This is a genomic window from Salinisphaera sp. PC39 (genome assembly GCF_040361335.1).
Taxonomy (GTDB): domain Bacteria; phylum Pseudomonadota; class Gammaproteobacteria; order Nevskiales; family Salinisphaeraceae; genus APNM01.
On the sequence record NZ_APNM01000003.1, the window covers coordinates 216,012 to 238,185 of the forward strand.

Consider the following 22,174-nt stretch of genomic DNA (forward strand, 5'->3'; position numbering starts at 1 on the left):
AATCTGTGTCCATCTGCGTAATCTGTGGATTATTCTTTCTTGACCAGCTCGCCGAAGGTTCCGGTCAGCTTGTCCAGCTTGGGCTGCGCGACCATGCAGACGTAGGGCTGCATGGGATTGCTGGCGACGAAGTCCTGGTGATAGCCCTCGGCCTCGTAGAAGGCGTCCAGCGGTTCCAGGGTGGTAACGATGGGGGCGCCGAACAGGCCGGTGCGTTCGATCTGGTCGATGTAGGCCTCGGCGACGTGCTTGCGGGCGTCGTCCGCGTAGAACACCGCGGAGCGGTATTGCGGGCCGCGGTCGGCGCCCTGGCGGTTGAGCTGGGTGGGGTCGTGGGCGACGCCGAAGAACACTCGCAGTAGCGTGCCGTAGCTGATCCGTGCCGGGTCGTAGCGCACCCGGACGGCCTCGGCGTGGCCGGTATTGCCGGTGCACACGGACTCGTAGTCGGCGGTTTCGGCGCTGCCGCCGGCATAGCCGGAGGTGACTTCCGTGACGCCGTCCAGGGCCTGGAACACCGCCTCCGTGCACCAGAAGCAACCGCCGGCCAGGACCGCCTCGCCGTCGTCCTCGGCGGCCGGCAGGTCGCGTTCGGGCTCGGGGAGGGTCGGGCTCATCGTTCGATTTTCTCCACCCCGCCGGCGCCGGCCACCAGGAGCACGTCCGCCGGCCGGCGCGCGAACAGGCCGACCGTGACCACGCCCGGGATGGCGTTGATGGCGTCCTCCAGTTCGATCGGGTTGAGGATCTCCAGGTTGTGCACGTCCAGGATGACGTTGCCGTTATCGCTGGTGAAGCCCTCGCGCAACTCGGGCTCGCCGCCGAGCTTGACCAGGCGCCGTGCCACGAAGCTGCGGGCCATCGGGATCACTTCCACGGGCAGCGGGAAACGGCCGAGCAGCCCGACGCGCTTGGATTCGTCGACCACGCACACGAACCGCCGGCTGGCGGATGCGATCACCTTCTCGCGGGTCAGCGCGCCGCCGCCGCCCTTGATCAGTTCCAGGTGGTCGTTGCTCTCGTCGGCGCCGTCCACGTACAGCGGCAGGTCGCCGGCCGTATTGAGGTCCACCACGTCGAGGCCCGCGGCCTTGAGGCGCGTGGTCGTGGCCTCCGAGCTGGACACGCAACCGGCCAACTCCGGTTGCCGCTCGGCGAGCACGTCGATGAAATGATTCACCGTGGAGCCGGTACCCACACCCAGGTACTCGCCCTCGGCGACGTATTCGTAGGCCGCCTCGGCGGCCCGGCGTTTCAGTGTGTCCTGGTCGGTCATGGTGAGCAGGTTACAGGTTGCGGGGGACAGGTTACAGGGCGTCGTCACGCATTACGCAGCGGGGCGTTCCCCGAAAACGGCCGTGCCGACGCGCACGATGGTCGCGCCCTCGGCGACGGCCGCCTCCAGGTCGCCGGTCATGCCCATGGACAGCGTGTCCAGGGACAGGCCGGCCGCGTTCAGCTCGTCGCGCAGGCGGCGCAGGGCGGCGAACGGGGCGCGCTGCGCCGCCGGGTCTTCGCTGGGCGCAGGGATCGCCATCAGACCGCGCAGGCGCAGGCGGGGGAATCCGGCCACGGCTCGGGCCAACTCGAGGGCGTCGGCCGGTGCCACGCCCGATTTGCTGGCCTGGTCGTCGATGTTGACCTGCAGGCAGACCTCGAGCGGGGGGAGGTCGTCCGGGCGCTGATCGGACAACCGGCGCGCGATCTTGAATCGGTCCACGGAATGCACCCAGTCGAAGGCCGCGGCGATGTCGCGGGTCTTGTTCGACTGGATCGGGCCGATGAAATGCCAGGTCAGGTCGCGCCCGCGCAGGGCCTCGATCTTGGGCAGCGCTTCCTGGAGGTAGTTCTCGCCGAAGTCCCGTTGGCCGGCCTCGGCCGCGGCGGCGATATCGTCGGCCGGACGCGTCTTGCTCACCGCGACCAGACGTATCCCGTCCGGCGGGCGGCCGGCGGCGTGCGCGGCCTCGATGATGCGTGTGCGTACACGCTCCAGGTTGTCGGCGGGTCGGCTCATGGGGTCAGGCACAAGCTGAAAGGCGCAAGATGAAAGCAGGAACGCCGGCCGTGTGCAACGGCGCCGGGGCTATACTGCCGTCATCTTCCCTCATTCGCCTTTCATCTTTACTCTTTGGAACTTATGGATATCTCGCAACTGCTCGCGTTCTCGGTGAAACAGGGCGCCTCGGACCTTCATCTGTCCGCGGGCCTGCCGCCCATGATCCGCGTGGACGGCGACATGCGCCGGATCAATCTCCCGGCGATGGCGCACAAGCAGGTCTACGACCTGGTCTACGACATCATGAACGACAAGCAGCGCAAGGCCTACGAGGAATTCCTCGAGACCGACTTCTCGTTCGAGATTCCGGGCTTGGCGCGCTTCCGCGTGAACGCCTTCAACCAGAACCGGGGCGCGGGCGCGGTGTTCCGCACCATTCCCTCGGAGGTTCTGACCCTGGAAGACCTGGGCGCGCCGGGCGTGTTCAAGGAACTGTCGGAGTTGCCGCGCGGCATCGTTCTGGTGACCGGCCCCACCGGGTCCGGTAAGTCGACCACCCTGGCGGCCATGGTGAACCACAAAAACGAGAGCGAGATGGGCCACATCCTCACCGTGGAGGACCCCATCGAGTTCGTGCACGAGTCCAAGAAGAGCCTGATCAACCAGCGCGAGGTGCATCGCGACACGCTCGGCTTCAACGAGGCCCTCCGCAGTGCGCTGCGCGAGGACCCCGACTGCATCTTGGTGGGTGAGCTGCGCGACCTGGAGACCATTCGCCTGGCCCTGACCGCGGCCGAGACCGGCCACTTGGTGTTCGGCACCCTGCACACCTCCAGCGCGGCCAAGACCGTGGACCGCATCATCGACGTCTTTCCCTCCGCGGAAAAGGACATGATCCGGGCCATGCTCTCGGAGTCGCTGCGCGCCGTGATCTCGCAGACACTGCTCAAGAAGCGGAGCGGCGGCCGCATCGCCGCGCACGAGATCATGATCGGCACGCCCGCCATCCGGAACCTGATCCGCGAGAACAAGGTGGCCCAGATGTACTCCTCGATCCAGACCGGCCAGGCCCAGGGCATGCAGACCCTGGACCAGTGCCTGACCGAGTTGGTCCGCAAGGGTCAGGTCACGCGCGAGGAGGCCCGCCGGCGGGCCGCCAACAAGGATGCGTTTTGAGGGTCGGAAAGATGAAAGCTGAAAGATTCAAGAGTGAAAGACGAGCGACTGGCGCGGTCGCTGGCCGGCTCGCATCCCGGCCCTTGACGCTCTCCCACGGAGCCTAGCGACTCATGGAACGTGATCAGGCACTCAAGCTGGTGATGGAGCTGCTGCGGCTGCTCAAGGCCAAGGGCGGCTCGGACCTGTTCCTGACCGCCGGCTTTCCGCCGGCGATCAAGCTCGACGGCGAGCTGACCCCGGTGATGGAGAAGCCGCTGTCCAACGAGAACGCGGCCATGGTGGTGCGGGCGTTGATGAACGATCGTCAGGCCAAGGAGTTCGACGCCACCAAGGAATGCCAGTTCGCGATCAGCCCGAGCACCGGGCGTTTCCGCGTGTCCGCCTTCGTGCAGCAGGGCCGGGTGGGTGCGGTGCTGCGTACCATCAACACCGAGATCCCGACCTTCGAGGATCTCGATCTGCCCGAGGCGCTCAAGGACGTGGTGATGTCCAAGCGCGGCCTGGTGATCTTCGTGGGCGCCACCGGCTCCGGTAAGTCGACCTCGCTGGCGGCGATGATCGGTTATCGCAACGCCAACGCCGCCGGCCACATCATCAGCATCGAGGATCCGATCGAGTACGTGCATCCGCACAACAAGTCGGTCGTCACCCAGCGCGAGGTCGGCACCGATACCGATTCCTGGGACAACGCCCTCAAGAACACCCTGCGCCAGGCGCCGGACGTGATCCTGATCGGCGAGGTGCGCGAGCGCGAGACCATGGAATACGCGATCCAGTTCGCGGAGACCGGTCACCTGGTGCTCTGCACCCTGCACGCCAACAGCGCCAACCAGGCCCTGGATCGTGTGATCAACTTCTTCCCCGAGGAGAAGCGCGAGCAGGTACTCATGGACCTCTCGCTGAATCTGCGGGCGATCATCTCCCAGCGGCTGGTGCGCCGCGAGGGCGGCGGTCGCATCGCGGCCATGGAGATCATGCTCAACACGCCGCTGATCTCGGACCTGATCTTCAAGGGCGAGGTCAACCAGATCAAGGAAGTGATGCAGCGCTCCACCGAGCAGGGCATGGTCACCTTCGACCAGTTCCTGTTCGAGCTGTTCGAGCGTGGCGTGATCGACTACGCCGAGGCGCTGCGCAACGCCGACTCCCAGAACGAGCTGCGGCTCAACATCAAGCTGCATTCCAAGCGTAGCCGCCAGGATCTGGACGACGACGAGATGGTGCGCTCGATGAGCGTGCAGGAGGACGAGGACGATCCGGGAACCCTGACCCGCTAACCGAACCGCCATGAAGGATATCGCCCCCTATCTGCAACTGGCCGTCGACAAAGGCGCCTCCGATCTCTATTTCACCACCAACGCCCCGGTGATGGTCCGCATCCAGGGCGAGACCTACTCGGTTAGCGGTCAGGGCGGCTCGCGGCTGTCCCAGGAGCAGATCGCGGAGCTGGCCTACGGCATCATGACGCCCGAGCAACAGGCCACCTTCCGGTCGGTGCGCGAGGTCGATTTCGCCATCCGGTTCCGCGACGGCGGCCGCTTCCGCGTCAACGTCTTCCGGCAGCGCGGCTCGGTGGCCATGGTCCTGCGCAACATCGGCGACGTGCCGCGCCTGGAGGACCTCGGCATGCCGCCGATCCTGTCCGAACTGGCGATGCGCAAGCGCGGTCTGGTGCTGTGCGTGGGGGCCACCGGCTCGGGCAAGTCCACCACGCTCGCGGCGATGATCAACCACCGTAACGAGAACGCCACCGGCCATATCCTCACGGTGGAGGAGCCGGTGGAATTCGTGCATCCGCACAAGCGCTCGATCGTGAACCAGCGCGAGTTGGGCGTGGACACCCGTTCCTACGGCAATGCGCTGCGTTCGGCCATGCGCGAGGCGCCGGACGTGGTCCTGATCGGCGAGATCCGCGATCGCGAGACCATGGAGGCCTGCGTGCAGCTCGCCGGCACCGGCCATCTCGCCATCTCGACCCTGCACGCCAACAACGCCTACCAGACCCTGCAGCGGATCGTGAGCCTGTTCCCCCACGAGCAGCGCGAGCAGCTTTACATGGATTTGTCGTTGAACCTGCGGGCGATCGTGTCGCAGCGGTTGGTGCCGAGCCGCGAGGGCCACCGCGTGGCCGCGCTGGAGATCCTGGTGAACACACCCTATGTCGCGGAGCTCATCCTGAAGGGCCGTTTCGAGGCCGTACGCGAGGCCATGGCGGATTCCGCCCACAGCAAGGGGATGTGCACGTTCGACGACTCCCTCTACGAGCTCTACCAGGCCGGCCGTATCGACCGCGAGGTGGCCCTGGCGAACGCCGATTCCCGCGACAACCTGGAAAACCGGATAGCCTTCAGCGCCTGAGCCGCGGGTGCGGCTCAGGCGCTGAAGGCAGGTTGCAGGTTACGGGTTACAGGTTACAAGTGGCGGGCTTGGCTTATGATGGCGCGCGATGAACGGCCACGGTAAGTTCGATCCACCATGACTCCAAAAGACGACTCCCCCCTGTCCCCTGTAACCTGTAACCTGCAACCTGATGCCGCGAAAGCGGTCGTAGGCTGGCGCGAATGGGTCGGATTGCCGGACCTGGGTATCGACCGCATCAAGGCGAAGATCGATACCGGCGCGCGGACATCGGCACTGCACAGCTTCGCGCTCGAGGCCTACCGCGACAAGGGCGCGCCCTGGGTCCGGTTCGGGGTGCATCCCCTGCAGCGGAACCACACGCGCGAGATCTGGTGCACGGCCGAGATCATCGACGAGCGTCGCGTCTCGGACTCGGGCGGCCACCGCGAGTGGCGCTACGTCATCGGCACGCGGCTGCGGCTGGGGCCGGACACCTGGCCGGTGGAGCTGACCTTGACCGCGCGCGATACGATGCTTTTCCGGCTTTTGGTCGGGCGCACGGCGATGCGCGCCCTGTGGGTCGACCCGAGTGCCTCCTATCTGACCGGCGGCGAAGAGGGATAACTGGATGGATTCGATGAAGATCACGATTCTCTCCCGCAACCGCAATCTCTACTCCACCCGCCGGCTCGTGGAGGCGGCGCGCGAGCGCGATCACGAGGTGTGGGTGATCGACCCGTTGCGCTGCTACATGAACATCGTCCCGCATGCGCCCGAGATCCACTTCAAGGGGCGCAAGCTGGAGGGCGGTGACGCCGTGATCCCGCGTATCGGGGCCTCCGTCACCTTCTACGGCACGGCGGTGCTGCGCCAGTTCGAGATGATCGGGGTCTATCCGCTCAACGAATCGGTGGCCATCTCGCGTTCCCGCGACAAGCTGCGTTCCATGCAGTTGCTCTCGCGCAAGGGTATCGGCGTGGCCGTGACCGGTTTCGCCCACTCCCCGGACGACACCGACGACCTGCTGGACCTGGTGGGCCGGCCGCCGTTCGTGATCAAGCTCACCGAGGGCACGCAGGGCAAGGGCGTGGTGCTGGCGGAGACCCGCAAGGCCGCGGAGTCGGTGATCGACGCCTTCCGCGGCCTGGACGCCCACTTCCTGGTGCAGGAGTTCATCAAGGAGGCCAAGGGCGCCGACATCCGCTGCTTCGTGATCGGCAACAAGGTGGTGGCTTCCATGAAGCGCCAGGCCAAGGAGGGCGAGTTCCGCTCCAACATCCATCGCGGCGGTGTCGCCACGCCCATCCGGATCACCCCGGAGGAACGCTCCACCGCGGTGCGGGCCGCCAAGATCATGGGCCTGAACGTGGCCGGCGTGGACCTGTTGCGTTCCAACCACGGCCCGGTGGTCATGGAGGTGAACTCCTCGCCCGGACTGGAGGGCATCGAGACCGCCACCGGCAAGGATGTGGCCGGCCAGATCATCCAGTTCATCGAGAAGCACAGTCGCTACGGCAAGACGCGGACGCGGGGCGGAGGGTAGCTTTTAGTACCCGGAGAGCAGTTTCCAGTTTCCAAAGAGCGGTTTCCGGTCGGAAACCGAATCCATGGTGAAATCCAAGCAAGCATCCATACCGGCCCTGACCATCGGCGGCACCCACATCCCCGCCGGGCAGCGCGTCACCCTCGATCTGCCGATCACTGATCTCTATACCCACGCCAAGCTGACCATGCCCGTGCACGTGGTGCGCGGCCGGCGGCCGGGGCCGACGGTGTTCGTTTCGGCCGCCCTGCACGGCGATGAGATCAACGGCGTGGAGATCATCCGCCGGCTGCTCAAGATGGCGGCGCTGCGGAGCCTGCGGGGGACGCTGATCGCGGTGCCCATCGTCAACGTGCACGGCTTCCTGCGGCATTCGCGCTACCTGCCGGACCGGCGCGATCTCAATCGCTGCTTCCCCGGCTCCGAACATGGCTCGGTGGCGGCGCGGCTGGCGCGGGTCTTCGTCGCCGAGATCCTGGAGAAATCCGACTACGGCATCGATCTCCACACCGGCGCGATCCATCGTCCGAACCTGCCGCAGATCCGCGCCAACCTGGACGATCCCGAGACCCGTCGCATGGCCGAGGCCTTCGGTTGTCCGCTTATGGTCAACGCCGCCTTGCGCGAGGGCTCGCTGCGCGAGTACGCGCATACCTGCGGCGTGCCGCTGTTACTGTACGAGGCCGGCGAGGCCCTGCGCTTCGACGAGTTTTCGATCCGGGCCGGGGTGCGCGGCGTGACCGGCGTGCTGCGGGAACTGAAGATGCTGCCGCTGCGCGGCCGCCGCAAGGCCGCGCCCACGCCGGTGATCGCGCTGGACAGCAACTGGGTCCGGGCGCCGGAGTCGGGCATCCTGCGCTCGGTGGTCGAGCTCGGCGCGCGGGTGGTGAAGGGCCAGACCCTGGCGCTGGTCGCCGACCCGTTCGGCGAGAAGGAGGTCGAGGTGCGCGCGGAGCACGCCGGGGTGGTGATCGGCCGCTCCAATCTGCCGCTGGCGCACGCCGGCGACGCCCTCTACCACGTGGCCAAGGTATCGTCCGCGCGCAAGGTGGCCGGCCGCGTGGAGGCGTTCCAGAGCGAGCACGAGCCCGAGAACGGCGGCGGCGACGAGGAATGGGACGAGCCGCCGATCGTCTAGGAGGGTGTCTACAAGACTGCCGCGCCCGGCATCTTGGCCGCCGGCGGTGCTCCCTCTTTCCGAAAGAGGGCTCATGTATACGTACACGCGCCGCGCTTCCCGCGCTCCGGCGGCGACCAACCCGCCTTCGCTCGCCACGTTTCGTAGCCCGGTAACGCCGGGCGGCTTCGCGTACTCGGCCTAGCGCCCCATGCCGGGCATGGCCTGCGGTTCGGCGGGCAGCTCGAAATCGCCGGCCGCGCGGGCCCCGGCGGAGATTGAGCTCACCTTGAAATCGTCGCCGGCGCGCAACAGGCCGAGGCCGCGCTCGGCGAGTTCGCGGTCCATGCGGTCGGCGTCGGCGCCGCCGTTCCCGCCGCTCAACGCCGCGATGGCCGCGAACCAGGCCTGGGTCATCTCCACCGCCAACGGATCGTCCGAGAGCACCATTTCCTGGGTGCCCTGACCGCCGTCGTCGCGGTACACGACGCGATAGATCTCGCCCTCGATACCGGCCACCGTCTCCGTGCGGCCGGTGGCCTCGATCTCGACCAGGGCGTCGCCGCCGCTGGGGCCGGCCGCCGGGGCCGCGGGACCGGCGGAGCCGGCCATGCCGCCCATGGCCTGGCGCATGGCGGACAGGTCGATCACCATCGGCTGCCCGCCACGATGACTGACCATGTAGGCGTTGCCGTCGCGGACCAACATATAGTCGCCACCCTGGACGTCCATGCGCACTGTCTGCGCGTCCCGCCAGGCGATGCTCATGCTCTGGCCGCCGGCGCCCCACGTGGCGCTGCCGTCGGCCCAGACCGCGGCGGATAGGGCGGCGAGCAGCCCGCCGAGCAGTCCGGCGGTGAATCGTTGGTGAGGCATGATCGTTCTCCCTGACGTTCGTCGGTTCAGTCGAAGAGGCTGTCCAACGCCTTGTCGACCGCCTTGTCCATGGCCTTGTCGCTCTCGCGGTCGACCCGGGACTCCACCCGCTGCTTCTGCCGTTCCTCCTGGCGTTCGACCTTCTCCGAACTCTTTTCCTGGACCGCGCCGAATATGGGGTCCTGTTCGGCGAGGGCCCCGCCGGCCGCCAGCAGCAGCATGCAACCCGCCAGCGTCATCGTTGTTCGCATGTCCCTATCTCCTCGTGGTGTCCTGGTCGGAATCTTACGGCAGCGGTGACCGCGGGCCCAGCCCGGAAGCCGCGAGCGGCTCCCGGGCCGGGTCCGGCTCAGGCCTCCTCCGGGCAGAGGTCCGAGACATCCTCCGGGGTCACCTCCTCGCCGTCGACGAATACCGTGCCGTTGTTGTATTCGATGTCGAACGCCTCGTCGGTGCCGGTCACCGCGATGGTGAGCGCGCCGGTGGAGACCCGGGCGTCGGCTGTGTCGAAATCCTCGATTCGCAACGGCGTGTCCGTGCGGTAGTCGACATCGAAGGCACACCGGTCGCCGTCCTCGACGTTCAGCCGGAAGGCCATGCGTCCGTCGATGGTCTGTTCCACGGCGCCGGATCCTCGGTCCTCCTGCTGGAATACCAGGAGGTCATCCAGGCCGTTGCCGGCCTCGAGCCGGAACTCCAGGACCTCCATGACCAGGAACGCGGCCAGGGTGGCGTCGACCCCGGCGGTGCCGGAGAAGTCGCCGAGGTCGCCGGCGACGCAACCGTCGCAGAAGTAGAGCACGCCGCGGGTGCGGACATCGCCGGCCTGGGCGGAGGCGACATCGTAGAACGCATCGACGTCCGGGGCGCCACCGTCGCCGTCGCCGCCGGCGCGGTAATAAACGATCTCGCCACCGTCCATGGCGGCGTCCGCGATGTCGAACTGTCCGCGGAACGAGAAATCGTCGGACTCGCAATCGGCGACGATCCGGGTGCCGGTGACGGGGTCGGCGGGCACGTTGGAAAAGTCATCCGGGAAACCCTGTTCCCGCAGGTTGAATGCCCGGTCGTCGTCGACGGTGTAGGTGCCCTCGCCGCCGAGCGACTCGCATTGGTCGGTCGTATCCGTCGCCGCCGTCCGGGCCTGCATGCTGCTTTGACCCTGCTGTGGGGGCGTCTCCCCGACGGGCGGCTCCTCGAATTCGGAGATCGCGTCGGTGCCGATCAGGGCGGCGATCTGTGCCTGTTGGGAGGCGGAGGGCAGACCGTCGCCGCTGTCGCCATCGCCGCTGCTGCCGTCATTGCATCCGGCCAGCGCCAGGGCGCCCGCGGCCGCGACGATCAACAGGCCGTGGCCCGGGTTGCCGTGATGACGTTGTTCCCTCATCGGTGATTACTCCTGTGTCATGCGGATCGATATATCGCCATCCGGCGGCGGGGCCGCTCGGGCGCGGAAACGGTCGGCAAAAGATGACCCGGCCAGGGGCCGGGTCCAGTTTGCACGCAGGGTTTGCGCCCACTCGGCAGGCCGCATTCGCGACGTGGGTTCTTGTCGGTTCCCCAGTCCCCTCTGCCAGAAATGCGTCGGACGTAACCATCGAGCCGGGATGCGCTCGCTGCCAAGGCCGCAAGCGCTCGAATTTGCTCGCCGCGCCTGGATCGTGTGCCCGCGTTTGCCTACACTGCCGATGCGTGGCCACGCATGGCGACGCAGGGTTTGCACACAAGAGGTGGCAGATGTCGGGCGTCCGTCCGGAGGAACGCCTGCCGCCGGCCTATGCGCCGGTCGCGGCCGACAAGGCGGGATTCCACGGGCGGCGCGCCGAGTTGGTCGCGTTGCGCCGTTGGCTGACGGACCACGGCGAGTCGTGCCCCGTCCGGTTCCTGGTCGGCCCCGCCGGCATCGGCAAGACCCGGCTGCTGGGGGCATGCCATGCCGAGGCGCGCGCGGCCGGCCGCGCCGGTCCGTATGTGGACGCCCGCCACGTGCCCCCCGTGCCCCACGAGATCCGCGCCGCCCTGGATCGCCCCACTGCCGCCGCCGGTCCGCCGCTGATCGTGATCGACGGCCTCGAGGCCTGGCACGATGTCGAGCCCTGGCTGCGCGACGAATGTCTGCCGCGGCTGCCTGGCGATCTCAGGCTCCTGATCGCGAGCCGGCGCGAGCCCGGGTTGGAGTGGCGCACGGATGCCGGCTGGCAGAGCCTGTGCCGGGTGCGTCGCCTCGCGGGCCTGGCGCCCGGCGAGGCCGAGGGGCTCCTCGCCGCGAGCGGTGTGCCGGACCGTTTCCGCGGCCGGTTGCTGGCCCTGGCCGACGGCTGTCCCCTCACCCTCGTCGTGGCCGCCGAAGCGGTCCGTGCCCGACCCGGGGCCGGGTTTCCGGAAGTCGACGACCAGGCGCCGCTGTCCGGTCTGCTGGCCGCTTTCGCGTCGGCGGCCTGCGATGACGCACAGCGCCGGGCGCTGGACGCCGCGGCGGTGGTGGCCGATCTGGACCGTGACATGCTTGCCCGCCTGTCGCCCGGCGACGACGCCGATCGCCTGCACGCCTGGTTGCGCGGCCTACCGTTCGCGACGGCGGCCGATCGCGGCGTGAGTCTGCACGAGCGGGTCCGCGAGACGTGGTTGTCGGCGATGCGGCAAAAGCGTCCGCATTGCTACGAGCGGCTGGCCCGGCGCGCGGTCGCCTGCGTCCTGGATCGGAGCGGCGACGCCGGGCGGTCGCTGACGCGGGCCGCCCGGACGGCGGATCGCATCGCCGACATCCTGCGCCCGCCGCCCCGTGTGCGCCGCCTGGTCGGCGGTGCCGCGGGGCGTTGTTTGTATCCGGATATCGCCCGCGACAGCGATCTGCCCGCGCTCGCGGATGCCATCCAGCGGCGCGAGGGCGCGGCGTCCGCCCGTTGGTTCCGGGACTGGTGCGCGCGCCGGCCGGCGGGGCTGTACGTGATCCGCGACGTGCAGGGAGGCGTGCGGGCCGCATGCCTGGAGGTCCGGCCCGCGGATGTTCCCGGCGCCGAATCCGATCCGGTGGTCCGGACGCTGCGGCGCCGGGCACCGGGGCACGGCCCGCTGACGCTGATACGCCACTGGTCGGTCGGGGACGGCGATCCGCGGGACGCGCCCGAGGTCACCCGCCTGATGACCGTGCTCGCGGTCCGCCTGCTGGCCGATCGCGGCCGGCGCCGTGTCGCCATGGCCCTGGCGCCCCGTTCGCCGGCCGCCGTCTGGCCGCGCCTGCTGGGCATGTCGCCCGTGGCCGGCGCGGTCGCGGGGTGCGGGCTACGCCTGTTCCATCGCGAGTGGGGGCAAGTGTCGCCCAGGGAACATGCGCAGGCCCTGGTCGCGAACCTGCTCGCGCGTCATGACGGCGGCGCGGCCGATATGCCGCCGGCGCCGGAGTTCGAGGCGGCGGTCGCGGCGGCCTTGTGCCACTGGCGCAACGACCGGGCCCTGGCCGAAAGCGAACTGGGCGCCTGGCTTTGGTCGCCGGTGCCGGCCGGCGACCCGAGCCATCGGGCGACGGCTGTCCGCGCCGCGATCGAACGCGCCGCCGACGGTTGCGATGCGCGCGCGCGGCGGTTGCTGCGCCGGGCCTACTTCGCGCCGGCGGAGAGCCAGCGTGCGGCGGCGCGCGCGCTGGGCATGGGGTATTCGACCTTTCGCCGCCATCTGGCCGCGGCGCGCACCGAGCTGACGTGCCGGCTATGGCGCGACCGTCGGCGGGCGGGAGCGGGCGCATGAGGCGGCCGTCCGACACCCGCACGGCGGTGACCCTGGCCGACCGGGTCGCGGCCGCCCGCCGCGGCGTCTTCGTCGGTCGCGAGGCCGAGATCGCCCATTTCCGCCGCATGCTGGACGGGACCGGCGCGCCGCCGCTCTGGTTCCTGGTGGGGCCGGGGGGGATCGGCAAGTCGACCCTGTTGCAGCTTTGTCGCGAGATCGCCGGGGAACAGGGCCACGCTTGCCTCCATCTGGATGCCCGGCAGGTACCCGCGAATCCGCCGGCCGCAGGCGCGGCGCTGGAGCGGGCCGCCGGGGGGATGCTCCTGGACGAATTCTGCCGCGGTAGCGGGCGGCCGGTGCTGATGATCGATTCGTTCGAATACTGGCACGAGCTGCAAGCCTGGTTCCGGGACGAGGTGCTGCAGCGCCTGCCGGGCGAGCCGTGCGTGGTCATCGCCGGCCGTCACGGTCCGGGCACCGATTGGTATGCCGATCCCGGATGGCGGGCCCTGATGCACATCAGCCGGCTGGGTGCGCTGGCGGCGGCGGACTGCGACCGATACCTGCGGCGGCGCGGGGTGCCCGAGGCGCGGGCCCGCGAGCTCACCGCCTTTTCCCGCGGCCATGCCCTGGCCCTGGCCATGGCCGCGGACGCGGTGCTTTCCGGCCAGTCCGTGCACATGGTCGAGGAAGAGGGCGGGCATCCCGTCTACCAGGCGCTGCTGGAGAGCTTCACGCGCGAGGCCCGCGATGCGCGGCAGCGCCAGGCGCTGGATGCCTGTGCCGTGGCGCGCGAGCTCAACGAGGATCTGCTTGCCGCGATGCTGGGGCTGGACGACGCCCGCGATCTGTTCGACTGGCTCGCCGGCCTGTCCTTCATAGAGCGCGGCGACACGGGCCTGTTCCCGCACGACATCGTGCGCGGCGTGCTGATGCGCGAGATGCCCGGGCGTTTCCCGGGACGCTACGAGAAAATGGCGCGGGCGGCCGTGAACTGGGTCGTCGATCGCATCCAGGAAGCCGTCGACCTGGACAACGCCCAGGCCGCCGGTCTGGCGGCGGATGCCATGTACGCCCTGCGCGCCCTGCCCGTGGTGGAGCATTTCCTGAACCCGGCGGGCACGCGCGCCCTCTACCTGGATGCCGTCCGCGACGCCGACTGGCCGGTGTTGCGTGCGATGACGGAACGCCACGAGGGTGCCGCTTCCCGCGAGTGGCTGGATTTCTGGGGGCGGCGATACCCGGAGAACGTGACCGTGGTCCGACACACGTCGGGCGAGCCGCGCGGCTACTATCTGCGGCTGGACATGGAGGCACTGGACGCGGACGACCGGGACGCGGATCCGCTCACGCGATGTCTCTGGCATGCGATCGAGACGGATTTCGCGCCGCGTCCGGGCGATCACATGCCCTTCATCCGCCACTGGGTCTCGGGGGACTACGCGCATTCCGAGTCGCCCGAGAAGACCCAGATCCTGATGGGCATCAATACGTACAACATGACGGTGCCCAACCTGCGGCTCACCGCACAGGTCTACGGCACGTCGGACCCGAACTGGCCGGCGCAGGCACGGGCCCTGGGCATCGACATGCTCAGCGGCAGCGATACCGTCGTCGGCGACAAGACCTGGCGCATCTACTACAACGACTGGTTGCGCGAGCCACCGGCACGCTACTACCGCCTGTTCGCCGATCGCTGCATCCAGTTCGAGCGCGCCATGACCGGGCGTACCCAGGCCGTGCAGGCCTATCGCAGTCTGTCGCGCGAGGAATTCGAGGCGGCCGCCGTGCGCGCGATCAAGCATTGGCACAACGATGCGCGGCTGGAGAGCAATCCGCTGGCCGGCAGTGCCCTGGTCGTGCGCGGCACGGCACGGGAGAGGGAAGACGGGGTCCGGGCCCTGCGGCAGGCGATCGAGGAGGCCGCATGCTCGCTGGCGGATGCCGGGCCGGCCGGCGAGCATGCCTACCGCGTGCTCGCCGCCGCCTATCTGGCGCCCGTCGGCGGTCAGAAGGCTGCCGCGACGACACTCAACATGGGCTATTCGACGTTCCGGCGGCACCTCGCCGATGCCCGGCATAGGCTGGTCGATGCGCTCTGGCGGCGCGAGCAGGCCTGTCGTTAGCCGCCGGCAAGGGCGGCGCCAGGATCAGACCCGATGCCGGCCGCCGGCGATCATGGCCATCACCGCCATGCGCACGGCGATGCCGTTGCGCACCTGCTCCAGGATCACCGAGCGCGGCCCGTAGGCGATATCCGCGTCGATCTCCACGCCGCGGTTGATCGGGCCCGGGTGCATGATCAGCGCGTCCGCCGGCAGGGCCTGCAGGTTCTCCGCGGTGAGCCCGAAGTCCCGGCGGTAGTCCTCCGGCGTGATGTCCAGCGTGCGCTGCATGCGTTCGTGCTGGATTCGCAGGGCGATCACCACGTCGACGCCGGCGAGGCCCTCGGCCAGGCGGTCGTGGGTCCGGACCCCCAGGTTCCCGGGCTCCGCCGGCATCAGCGGCGGCGGCGCGATCACGCGGATCTCGCGCGCGCCCAGGGCGTGCAGGGCGTCGATGTCCGAATGCGCGACCCGTGAATGCCGCACGTCGCCCACGATTGCGACCGTGAGACCGGAGAAGTCCGGCTTGTGGCGGCGGATGGTGAGCATGTCCAACAGGGCCTGGGTGGGATGGGCGTGACTGCCGTCGCCGGCATTGAGCACCGCCACGCCGGGGGCGACCTGCTCGGCGAAGCCGGCCGCGGCGCCGTTGTCCGGATGCCGGACCACGAACACGTCCGCGCCCATCGCCTGCAGGGTGAACAGCGTGTCCAGGTCGTGCTCGCCCTTGGTCTTGGACGAATGCTCGACCTGCATGTTCAGGACATCCGCGGACAGCCGCTTGGCGGCCAGCTCGAAGGTGGTCCGGGTGCGGGTCGAGGCCTCGAAGAACAGGTTCACGACGGTCGCGCCGCGCAGCAGCGGCACCTTCTTCACCGGCGGGCCGGTCTCCGGCAGGAAGGACTCGGCGGTGTCCAGGATCTCGGTCAGAAGCGCCGCGGGCAGGCCGGCGATGGTCAGCAGGTGCCGCAGGCGCCCGTCGTCGTCGAGCTGCCGCGTCATCGTTCCTCCATGACCAGTGGGCGGGGGCCGGACAGCTTGAGCCGCCTGTCCGCGGGCACGTCGATGCGCTCGCCGACATAGTCGGCGGCGATCGGCAGCTCGCGGCAGCCGCGGTCGAACAGCACCGCGAGGCGGATCGCGGCGGGCCGGCCGTAGTCGAATATCTCGTTCATGGCCGCGCGCACCGTGCGGCCGGTCTGGAGCACATCGTCCACGAGCAGGATGCAGCGGTCCTCGATCTCGGCGGCGATGCGGGACGGCCCCACCCGGGGGTGCAGGCCGATGCGCGCGAAATCGTCACGGTGGAAACCGATGTTCAGGGTGCTCAACGGCGTCGTCAGGCCCAGACTGTCGTGCAGGCGCTCGGCGACCCAGGCGCCGCCGGTGTGGATGCCGATCACCGCCGGCTCCGGCCGCGAGCGGGCGATGTCGCCGAGCTGGTCGGCGAGGGCGGCGAGGGCCCGCTCGGCATCGATCGGACGGCTCATGCGGCGTCCCCGGCCTGCTGCAGCCAGCCCTCGAGGATGATCTGCGCGGCCATAGCGTCGGAATCGCCCTTGGACAGGCGCCGGCGCCGGGCGCCGCTGGATCGCTGCAGCCGCAGCCGGTCCCAGGCCTCGGTGGACGTGAAGCGCTCGTCGGCTTCGTGCACCGGCAGGTCGAAGTGCGCGCCGAGTTCGCGCATGAACCAGCGGGCGTGGCCGGTGATCGGTTGCTCGCGGCCATCCTCCATCAGGGGCAGGCCGACCACCAGCGCCTGCGGCCGCCACTCGGCCACCAGGCGGCCGATGGCGTCCCAGTCGGGACCGTCGCGGTGGTGGAGGGTGGTCAGGGCCTGGGCCCGGCCGGAGATCGAGCTGCCCACGGCCACGCCGATGCGCTTGGTGCCGAAGTCGAAGCCCAGCACCATGTCGGCGCCGCTCGGCTCAGGCATGTCCGGCGAGCCCCGAGAGCTGGCTCGGATCGAGGCCGAGCAGGCGCGCCGCCGCGGCCCAGCGGTCGGCGGTCGGGGTGGCGAAGATGATTCCCGCATCCGCCGGCGTGTTGAGCCAACTGTTGTTGCGGATTTCGTCCTCGAGCTGGCCGCCGCCCCAGCCGGCGTAGCCCAGCGCCACCAGATAGTCCGCCGGGCCCTCGCCGCGTCCCAGGGCTTCCAGGATGTCCTTGGAGGTGGTGATCGCCAGGTCGTCCTCCAGCGCCAGGGTGGCGTCCCAGTGCCCGGTCGGGCGATGCAGCACGAAGCCGCGCTCCGGCTGGACCGGCCCGCCCCAGAACACGGTCCGCTCGCGCGACAGGCCGTCGTGATCGATGCCCATGTGGGCGAGCATGTCGCAGAGCGCGAGATCGGTCGGCCGATTGATCACCAGGCCCATCGCGCCGTCGGCGTTGTGCTCCGCCAACAGCGTGACCGAGTGATCGAACTCGCCGCCCACCACGTTGGGCATGGCGACCAGGAACTGGTTGGAGAGGAAGGTTTCAGCCATGCGGACATTGTAATTGAGAAAGCGGCCCCGGGTTCCGGTTTCCCGTCCGATTTCCGATCCGGGCCGGTTGGCCCGCGCCGTTCGGCGTGAATCCGCGGCTCACCTGGAGGTCGAGGGGGCGGTGTCCACGCTGACCGCGCCGTCGCCGGCCAGGAAGCGCCAGTCGTAGGCGAAGGTCAGCCGCGGCCAGCGTTCGCGCAGGGCGGCGGGGAAGGGCGCGAACGGCGCGGCGTCGCGCAGGATGCGCAGGGCGCTGGCGTCCAGATCGGGATTCCCCGAGCCGCGCCGGATGCGGGCCGATGCGAGGTCGCCGTCGGCGGTCAGCGTCACCTCCACGGTCAGGCGTCGCCCGCCGCCGCGCTCGACGAGGCCGTGCGGAAAGGCGCGGTTGCCGGCGGCTTCCACGGTGCGCCGCCATTGCTCCAGGTAGGCCGCGCGGGAATCCGCGGTGGCCGCGCGCCGCCGGAGCCGCTGATCGGTCTCCGCCGCGGCCGGCCCGCCGCCGGCGCGATGTGCCCCGTCCGGCACGGATCGCCGGGCGTCGGGTCGGTTGCGGGCCAGCAGGGGCGTGGCGGCCTCCGTGCCGGTGCCGGCCTCGGCGGTGTCGCGCGGCGCCGCGTCGGCTTCGCCCGTGGCATGCGCCGCGGCGGGGCCGTGGCGGGAAACGGTATCCGATCCGGCCTGGTCGGTGGCGGCGATGGTGGCGCTGTCGGCGCGCGCCGGGCCGGGGGCGGTCGCCAGGGTCACCGTGAGGGGCGTCCGGGCCTGCGGTCCCGGCGCCGGCAACGCGACGCCGAACAGCAGCAGGGCGTGGGCCGCGAGCGCGGCCGCGGCGGTCCAGGCCAGGCGTCGGTCCGCGGCCGTCACAGCCGCCTCTCGACCGCCTCCCAGAAGCGTGCCGCGATGTTCACGCCGAAAATCTTGTCCAGCTCGCGCACGCAGGTCGGACTGGTCACGTTGATCTCGGTGAGCTTGTCGCCGATGACGTCGATCCCGACGAAGATCAGGCCCTTGTCCTTGAGCATGGGTGCGATTTCCCGGCAGATGCGCGCCTCGGCCGGAGTCAGGTCGACGCCCTGGCCGCGCCCGCCGACGGCGAGATTGCCGCGGGACTCGCCGGGCGTCGGTATGCGTGCCAGCACGTGCGGCACGGGTTCGCCGTCGATCACCAGCACGCGCTTGTCGCCCTCCGAGATCGCCGGCAGGTAGCGCTGCGCCATGGCGTAGCGGCTGCCGTGCTCGGTCAGCACCTCGATGGTGACCCCGATGTTGGGGTCACCGGCCTGCAGCCGGAAGATGCGCGAGCCGCCCATGCCGTCCAGCGGCTTGAGCACGATGTCGCCCTGCTCGGCGAGGAAGTCGCGGATGCGGCCGGCCTCGCGGGTCACCAGGGTGGGCGCGCACAGGTGGGGATAGGCGGTGATCGCCATCTTCTCGTTGATCTCGCGCAGGGCCTGCGGACGATTGACCACCAGGGCGCCGGCCTCCTGGGCGCGTTCCAGCACGTAGGTGGCGTAGATGTACTCCATGTCGAAGGGCGGATCCTTGCGCATCAGGATGACGTCCAGGTCGCCCAGGGCCAGCTCGGCCCCTTCGTGCAGGTCGAACCAGTCGTCGTTGTCGTCGCGGACCGTCAGCCGGCGGGTGGCGCCGCGCGCGGCGCCGTCGCGCACGAACAGGTCGCCCATCTCCAGGTAATGCAGATGGTGTCCGCGCCGCTGGGCCTCGAGCAGCAGGGCCAGGGTGGTGTCCTTGTAGGGGGTGATGTCCGCGATCGGGTCCATCACCACCGCGACGGATAGCGCCATGCGTGTGCCGTCCCGCTGGGTTTTGCGCATGGTAGCGCAGAGCGGCGCGGCATATGCGCCAAGACTGCGTTTCCGATTGTCCGATTCCGGCCGCCCGCGGGCGGGAACGCCGGGGCGCGCCGCGGGCGGGGTTAGGCATGGCCTCGCGGATTGTGCTAAGAATCCGCGTATTGTGATCGGTGCGGCGATGTCGGTGCCGGGTAGTTGCACGAGTCGAGGACAGTGCCGTAACGGCCGGTTCCGGCCCGGGGGAGTGACCAAGTGTCAGCAGTGCAGGATCAGGCGGGGGATCTCGCCGGCGTGAAGGTCATGGTGATCGACGACAGCAAGACCATCCGCCGCACGGCGGAGACCCTGCTGTCGCGGCGTGGTTGCGAAGTGTTGACGGCGGTCGACGGCTTCGAGGCGCTGGCCAAGATCGCCGACCACAACCCCCAGGTGATCTTCGTGGACGTGATGATGCCGCGTCTGGACGGTTACCAGACCTGCGCCCTGATCAAGAACAATCCGCGCTTCAAGGACACGCCGGTGATCATGTTGACCAGCAAGGATGGACTTTTCGACCGCGCCCGGGGCCGCATCGTCGGGTCCGACCGCTATCTCACCAAGCCTTTCACCCGCGACGAGCTGATCGACGCGGTCGAGGCCCACGTGGGCGACCGCGAGTGAGCCGGCAGTACCGAACGACGCAACAACGGACCGGGGAGGGGAGCACATGGCGAACGTGCTGATCGTCGACGATTCACCGACCGACATCCAGGCGATGAGGAGCGCCCTGGAGGGCGAGGGTCACCACGTGGCGGTGGCGGAATCCGCCTACACCGGCCTGGAGGCCGCCAAGCGCGACCGGCCCGACGTGATCCTGATGGACGTGGTCTTCCAGGGCATGAGCGGTTTCCAGGGCACCCGCAAGTTGGCGCGCGATCCGGAGACCAAGGACATTCCCGTGATCATCATCAGCGGGAAGGGTCAGGAGTCCGACCGCATCTGGGGGCTGCGTCAGGGCGCCGCGGAATACCTGGTGAAGCCGGTCGCGTCAGAGGTTCTCTCGGGGGCGGTCGCCGACGTGCTGAGCCGGCGGACGGCGGAGCGCTAGGCCATGGAGCTGCGGGCGCTCGCCGACCGGCCCTTCGAGTTGCTCGCGGCGCTGGAGACGCGCCTGATCGGCTCCGGCGACGCGCGCATGACGCCCGCCGGGGGCGCGGAATGGACGGGACTCGCCTTCCAGCTCGGCGACGAGCGCTTTCTGGCGCCGCGCGCGGACGTGCGCGAGGTGATGGAGCCGCCGTCGGTGACCCGGGTGCCGGGGGCGCGCCCCTGGCTCGTGGGCATCGCCAACGTCCGGGGCGAGTTGCTGCCGGTGGTCGACCTGACGCGTCTCGTGACCGGGCGGCCCGGCCGGCGTACCGAGGCGAGCCGCGTCATCGTGCTCAACGACGACACCGTCGCGGCCGGCTTCCTGGTGGACGGCGTGGCCGGTTTCCGCGGCTTCCTGCCCGAGGATCAGCGCCACGAGCTGGCCGCGACGGCGGGGCGGGGCGCGGACGCCCATGCCGACATCGCGGCCTTCGTGCTCGGCGCCTTCGTGCGCGACGGCAGCACCTGGCGGGTGTTCTCGCTGCGCAAGCTCGCCGCCGCGCCGGTATTCCGAGACGCCGGCGCCTGACATAACGACGCATCCGATACGAGGGGATAGAGCGTGCCGACTTTGAAGGACTTGTTCAGCGGATCCGGGGGACGGGCCCTTATCTGGAGCCTGCTCGCGCTCGCCGCATTGTGCCTGGCCGGCCTCACGTTGTTGCTGGCGGACGCGCTGGCGCCCGCCGGCGCCGGCCTGCTGCCCGGACTGGCGGTGCCCGCCTACGCGGCCTGGGGACTGGGCGGCGCCGGTCTCCTGCTCCTGGGGCTGGTCGCGGCCGGCGTGGCCCAGGCCGCCGCGGGCGGCGGCGACACCGACGACGGGCAACAGGAGCGCTACCAGCGCGACCAGGAGGCCATCCTGAGGCTGCTGGACGAGATGAGCGCGCTCGCCGAGGGCGACCTGACGCTGGAGGCGACGGTGACCGAGGACATCACCGGCGCCATTGCCGACTCGGTGAACTACACCATCGAGGCCTTGCGCGAACTGGTGACCACCATCAACGACACCGCCGAGCAGATGGCCGATGCCTCCGAGGAATCCCTCGGCACCGCCAAGCGCCTGACCCGCGCCAGCCAGACCCAGACGCAGCAGATCCTGTCCGCCACCGAGGCCATCCGCAAGATGGTGGATTCCATCCAGGAGGTCTCGCGCGACGCCCGGCGCGCCGCCGACGTCACCGAGCGCTCGGTGCAGGCGGCGCACACCGGCGGCGACGCCGTGCGCAAGACCATCGACGGCATGGGTTCGATCCGCGACCAGATCCAGGAGACCTCCAAGCGCATCAAGCGGCTGGGCGAGTCCTCCCAGGAGATCGGCGATATCGTCGAACTGATCAACGACATCGCGGAACAGACCAACACCCTGGCGCTGAACGCCTCGATCCAGGCGGCCATGGCCGGCGAGGCGGGCCGCGGCTTCGCGGTGGTGGCGGACGAGGTCCAGCGCCTGGCCGAGCGCTCCGCGGGCGCCACGCGCCAGATCGAGGCGCTGGTGCGGACCATTCAGGCGGATACCAACGAGGCCGTGATCTCCATGGAGAAATCCACCGCCGGCGTGGTCAGCGGCGCGCGCCTGGCGGAGAACGCCGGCGGCGCGCTGGAGGAGATCGAGGAGGTCTCGCGCCAGATGGCGGAACTGGTCCAGGGCATCACCGCCCAGACCGAGCGCCAGACGGACGAGGCCGGCCGCATCTCGGAGACCATGGGCTCGATTCGGGAGATCACCGAACAGACGGCCGGCGGTACCCAGGCCACCGCGCGCGCGATCGAGCGCCTGGCCGAGCTGGGTCAGCAATTGCGCGCGTCGGTAAGCGGGTTTACGCTTCCCGGTCGAGAAGAGAGCTAGGTCAGGGAG

At 69.6% G+C, this 22,174-nt stretch carries 24 protein-coding genes; 12 read left to right on the top strand and 12 right to left on the bottom strand.

Going from position 1 to position 22,174, the window contains the following annotated elements; all coding sequences use genetic code 11:
* Positions 1-29 precede the first annotated feature (29 nt).
* Genes msrA through PC39_RS04865 form a run of 3 tightly spaced genes read right to left on the bottom strand, consistent with a single transcriptional unit; the run spans position 30 to position 2,017 of the window.
* Positions 30-617, bottom strand: a complete 588-nt coding sequence (msrA, locus tag PC39_RS04855; RefSeq protein ID WP_353252236.1) for a peptide-methionine (S)-S-oxide reductase MsrA — start codon at positions 615-617, stop codon at positions 30-32.
* Positions 614-1,276, bottom strand: a complete 663-nt coding sequence (gene rpiA, locus PC39_RS04860) for a ribose-5-phosphate isomerase RpiA (RefSeq protein WP_353252237.1) — start codon at positions 1,274-1,276, stop codon at positions 614-616. The genes msrA and rpiA overlap by 4 nt, the downstream gene beginning before the upstream one ends.
* A gap of 51 nt (positions 1,277-1,327) precedes the next feature.
* The gene (locus tag PC39_RS04865) at positions 1,328-2,017 is read right to left on the bottom strand and encodes a YggS family pyridoxal phosphate-dependent enzyme (RefSeq protein WP_353252238.1); all 690 of its coding nucleotides are present in this window, start codon (positions 2,015-2,017) and stop codon (positions 1,328-1,330) included.
* A 123-nt stretch (positions 2,018-2,140) separates the two neighbouring features.
* Here PC39_RS04865 and PC39_RS04870 point away from each other — a divergent pair, with 123 nt between their 5' ends.
* The 6 genes from PC39_RS04870 to PC39_RS04895 all read left to right on the top strand — a co-directional run bounded on the left by PC39_RS04870 (position 2,141) and on the right by PC39_RS04895 (position 8,199).
* Complete coding sequence (locus tag PC39_RS04870; RefSeq protein WP_353252239.1) at positions 2,141-3,175, top strand: type IV pilus twitching motility protein PilT; 1,035 nt, start codon at positions 2,141-2,143, stop codon at positions 3,173-3,175.
* 113 nt (positions 3,176-3,288) lie between these two features.
* Positions 3,289-4,455 carry a PilT/PilU family type 4a pilus ATPase gene (locus tag PC39_RS04875; RefSeq protein WP_353252240.1) on the top strand — a complete coding sequence of 389 codons (1,167 nt, stop codon included), beginning with the start codon at positions 3,289-3,291 and terminating at the stop codon, positions 4,453-4,455.
* A gap of 10 nt (positions 4,456-4,465) precedes the next feature.
* Complete coding sequence (locus PC39_RS04880; protein WP_353252241.1) at positions 4,466-5,536, top strand: PilT/PilU family type 4a pilus ATPase; 1,071 nt, start codon at positions 4,466-4,468, stop codon at positions 5,534-5,536.
* A 117-nt stretch (positions 5,537-5,653) separates the two neighbouring features.
* Positions 5,654-6,142, top strand: coding sequence for an ATP-dependent zinc protease family protein (locus PC39_RS04885; protein ID WP_353252242.1), 489 nt, complete (start codon positions 5,654-5,656; stop codon positions 6,140-6,142).
* A gap of 13 nt (positions 6,143-6,155) precedes the next feature.
* Positions 6,156-7,061 (top strand): 30S ribosomal protein S6--L-glutamate ligase, encoded by a 906-nt coding sequence (rimK, locus tag PC39_RS04890; protein WP_353252261.1) that lies wholly within the window; start codon positions 6,156-6,158, stop codon positions 7,059-7,061.
* Between the two features lie 64 nt (positions 7,062-7,125).
* Positions 7,126-8,199 carry a succinylglutamate desuccinylase/aspartoacylase family protein gene (locus PC39_RS04895; protein ID WP_353252243.1) on the top strand — a complete coding sequence of 358 codons (1,074 nt, stop codon included), beginning with the start codon at positions 7,126-7,128 and terminating at the stop codon, positions 8,197-8,199.
* A gap of 180 nt (positions 8,200-8,379) precedes the next feature.
* On the opposite strand, the gene PC39_RS04900 is transcribed toward PC39_RS04895, so the two are convergent.
* The 3 genes from PC39_RS04900 to PC39_RS04910 all read right to left on the bottom strand — a co-directional run bounded on the left by PC39_RS04900 (position 8,380) and on the right by PC39_RS04910 (position 10,441).
* Positions 8,380-9,054, bottom strand: a complete 675-nt coding sequence (locus PC39_RS04900) for a hypothetical protein (RefSeq protein WP_353252244.1) — start codon at positions 9,052-9,054, stop codon at positions 8,380-8,382.
* 26 nt (positions 9,055-9,080) lie between these two features.
* Entirely contained in the window at positions 9,081-9,305 is a 225-nt protein-coding gene (locus PC39_RS04905; protein WP_353252245.1) for a hypothetical protein, read from the bottom strand.
* 98 nt (positions 9,306-9,403) lie between these two features.
* The gene (locus PC39_RS04910) at positions 9,404-10,441 is read right to left on the bottom strand and encodes a hypothetical protein (protein WP_353252246.1); all 1,038 of its coding nucleotides are present in this window, start codon (positions 10,439-10,441) and stop codon (positions 9,404-9,406) included.
* Between the two features lie 350 nt (positions 10,442-10,791).
* Between PC39_RS04910 and PC39_RS04915 the strand changes: the two genes are divergently transcribed.
* Positions 10,792-12,798: a hypothetical protein gene (locus PC39_RS04915; protein ID WP_353252247.1), complete on the top strand. Its 2,007-nt coding sequence runs from the start codon at positions 10,792-10,794 to the stop codon at positions 12,796-12,798.
* Positions 12,795-14,906, top strand: a complete 2,112-nt coding sequence (locus tag PC39_RS04920; RefSeq protein ID WP_353252248.1) for an ATP-binding protein — start codon at positions 12,795-12,797, stop codon at positions 14,904-14,906. The genes PC39_RS04915 and PC39_RS04920 overlap by 4 nt, the downstream gene beginning before the upstream one ends.
* A 24-nt stretch (positions 14,907-14,930) precedes the next feature.
* On the opposite strand, the gene PC39_RS04925 is transcribed toward PC39_RS04920, so the two are convergent.
* From PC39_RS04925 to gshB, 6 genes are all read right to left on the bottom strand, one after another.
* Positions 14,931-15,887, bottom strand: a complete 957-nt coding sequence (locus tag PC39_RS04925; protein WP_353252249.1) for an aspartate carbamoyltransferase catalytic subunit — start codon at positions 15,885-15,887, stop codon at positions 14,931-14,933.
* The gene (pyrR, locus tag PC39_RS04930) at positions 15,884-16,375 is read right to left on the bottom strand and encodes a bifunctional pyr operon transcriptional regulator/uracil phosphoribosyltransferase PyrR (RefSeq protein ID WP_353252250.1); all 492 of its coding nucleotides are present in this window, start codon (positions 16,373-16,375) and stop codon (positions 15,884-15,886) included. Before pyrR ends, PC39_RS04925 begins: the two co-directional genes overlap by 4 nt.
* Positions 16,372-16,821: a Holliday junction resolvase RuvX gene (ruvX, locus tag PC39_RS04935; RefSeq protein WP_353252251.1), complete on the bottom strand. Its 450-nt coding sequence runs from the start codon at positions 16,819-16,821 to the stop codon at positions 16,372-16,374. The genes pyrR and ruvX overlap by 4 nt, the downstream gene beginning before the upstream one ends.
* A complete protein-coding gene (locus PC39_RS04940; RefSeq protein ID WP_353252252.1) occupies positions 16,814-17,371 on the bottom strand; it encodes a YqgE/AlgH family protein in 558 nt (185 codons plus the stop codon). Before PC39_RS04940 ends, ruvX begins: the two co-directional genes overlap by 8 nt.
* A 99-nt stretch (positions 17,372-17,470) precedes the next feature.
* Positions 17,471-18,238 (bottom strand): TonB family protein, encoded by a 768-nt coding sequence (locus PC39_RS04945; protein WP_353252253.1) that lies wholly within the window; start codon positions 18,236-18,238, stop codon positions 17,471-17,473.
* Positions 18,235-19,179, bottom strand: a complete 945-nt coding sequence (gshB, locus tag PC39_RS04950; protein WP_353252254.1) for a glutathione synthase — start codon at positions 19,177-19,179, stop codon at positions 18,235-18,237. The genes PC39_RS04945 and gshB overlap by 4 nt, the downstream gene beginning before the upstream one ends.
* Positions 19,180-19,488: 309 nt before the next feature.
* Between gshB and PC39_RS04955 the strand changes: the two genes are divergently transcribed.
* From PC39_RS04955 to PC39_RS04970, 4 genes are read left to right on the top strand one after another with little or no spacing between them, the layout of a single operon-like run.
* Entirely contained in the window at positions 19,489-19,848 is a 360-nt protein-coding gene (locus PC39_RS04955; protein ID WP_353252262.1) for a response regulator, read from the top strand.
* A gap of 46 nt (positions 19,849-19,894) precedes the next feature.
* Entirely contained in the window at positions 19,895-20,275 is a 381-nt protein-coding gene (locus PC39_RS04960; RefSeq protein ID WP_353252255.1) for a response regulator, read from the top strand.
* A gap of 3 nt (positions 20,276-20,278) precedes the next feature.
* Positions 20,279-20,845 (top strand): chemotaxis protein CheW, encoded by a 567-nt coding sequence (locus PC39_RS04965; protein ID WP_353252256.1) that lies wholly within the window; start codon positions 20,279-20,281, stop codon positions 20,843-20,845.
* Between the two features lie 33 nt (positions 20,846-20,878).
* Positions 20,879-22,165: a methyl-accepting chemotaxis protein gene (locus PC39_RS04970; RefSeq protein ID WP_502950847.1), complete on the top strand. Its 1,287-nt coding sequence runs from the start codon at positions 20,879-20,881 to the stop codon at positions 22,163-22,165.
* Positions 22,166-22,174: the final 9 nt, after the last annotated feature.

What these genes read in the sequence shown, in the direction of transcription:
- msrA (WP_353252236.1), bottom strand. Translation starts at nt 617, where the DNA reads ATGAGCCCGACCCTCCCCGAGCCCGAACGCGACCTGCCGGCCGCCGAG.
- rpiA (WP_353252237.1), bottom strand. Translation starts at nt 1,276, where the DNA reads ATGACCGACCAGGACACACTGAAACGCCGGGCCGCCGAGGCGGCCTAC.
- PC39_RS04865 (WP_353252238.1), bottom strand. Translation starts at nt 2,017, where the DNA reads ATGAGCCGACCCGCCGACAACCTGGAGCGTGTACGCACACGCATCATC.
- PC39_RS04870 (WP_353252239.1), top strand. Translation starts at nt 2,141, where the DNA reads ATGGATATCTCGCAACTGCTCGCGTTCTCGGTGAAACAGGGCGCCTCG.
- PC39_RS04875 (WP_353252240.1), top strand. Translation starts at nt 3,289, where the DNA reads ATGGAACGTGATCAGGCACTCAAGCTGGTGATGGAGCTGCTGCGGCTG.
- PC39_RS04880 (WP_353252241.1), top strand. Translation starts at nt 4,466, where the DNA reads ATGAAGGATATCGCCCCCTATCTGCAACTGGCCGTCGACAAAGGCGCC.
- PC39_RS04885 (WP_353252242.1), top strand. Translation starts at nt 5,654, where the DNA reads ATGACTCCAAAAGACGACTCCCCCCTGTCCCCTGTAACCTGTAACCTG.
- rimK (WP_353252261.1), top strand. Translation starts at nt 6,156, where the DNA reads ATGAAGATCACGATTCTCTCCCGCAACCGCAATCTCTACTCCACCCGC.
- PC39_RS04895 (WP_353252243.1), top strand. Translation starts at nt 7,126, where the DNA reads ATGGTGAAATCCAAGCAAGCATCCATACCGGCCCTGACCATCGGCGGC.
- PC39_RS04900 (WP_353252244.1), bottom strand. Translation starts at nt 9,054, where the DNA reads ATGCCTCACCAACGATTCACCGCCGGACTGCTCGGCGGGCTGCTCGCC.
- PC39_RS04905 (WP_353252245.1), bottom strand. Translation starts at nt 9,305, where the DNA reads ATGCGAACAACGATGACGCTGGCGGGTTGCATGCTGCTGCTGGCGGCC.
- PC39_RS04910 (WP_353252246.1), bottom strand. Translation starts at nt 10,441, where the DNA reads ATGAGGGAACAACGTCATCACGGCAACCCGGGCCACGGCCTGTTGATC.
- PC39_RS04915 (WP_353252247.1), top strand. Translation starts at nt 10,792, where the DNA reads ATGTCGGGCGTCCGTCCGGAGGAACGCCTGCCGCCGGCCTATGCGCCG.
- PC39_RS04920 (WP_353252248.1), top strand. Translation starts at nt 12,795, where the DNA reads ATGAGGCGGCCGTCCGACACCCGCACGGCGGTGACCCTGGCCGACCGG.
- PC39_RS04925 (WP_353252249.1), bottom strand. Translation starts at nt 15,887, where the DNA reads ATGACGCGGCAGCTCGACGACGACGGGCGCCTGCGGCACCTGCTGACC.
- pyrR (WP_353252250.1), bottom strand. Translation starts at nt 16,375, where the DNA reads ATGAGCCGTCCGATCGATGCCGAGCGGGCCCTCGCCGCCCTCGCCGAC.
- ruvX (WP_353252251.1), bottom strand. Translation starts at nt 16,821, where the DNA reads ATGCCTGAGCCGAGCGGCGCCGACATGGTGCTGGGCTTCGACTTCGGC.
- PC39_RS04940 (WP_353252252.1), bottom strand. Translation starts at nt 17,371, where the DNA reads ATGGCTGAAACCTTCCTCTCCAACCAGTTCCTGGTCGCCATGCCCAAC.
- gshB (WP_353252254.1), bottom strand. Translation starts at nt 19,179, where the DNA reads ATGGCGCTATCCGTCGCGGTGGTGATGGACCCGATCGCGGACATCACC.
- PC39_RS04955 (WP_353252262.1), top strand. Translation starts at nt 19,489, where the DNA reads ATGGTGATCGACGACAGCAAGACCATCCGCCGCACGGCGGAGACCCTG.
- PC39_RS04960 (WP_353252255.1), top strand. Translation starts at nt 19,895, where the DNA reads ATGGCGAACGTGCTGATCGTCGACGATTCACCGACCGACATCCAGGCG.
- PC39_RS04965 (WP_353252256.1), top strand. Translation starts at nt 20,279, where the DNA reads ATGGAGCTGCGGGCGCTCGCCGACCGGCCCTTCGAGTTGCTCGCGGCG.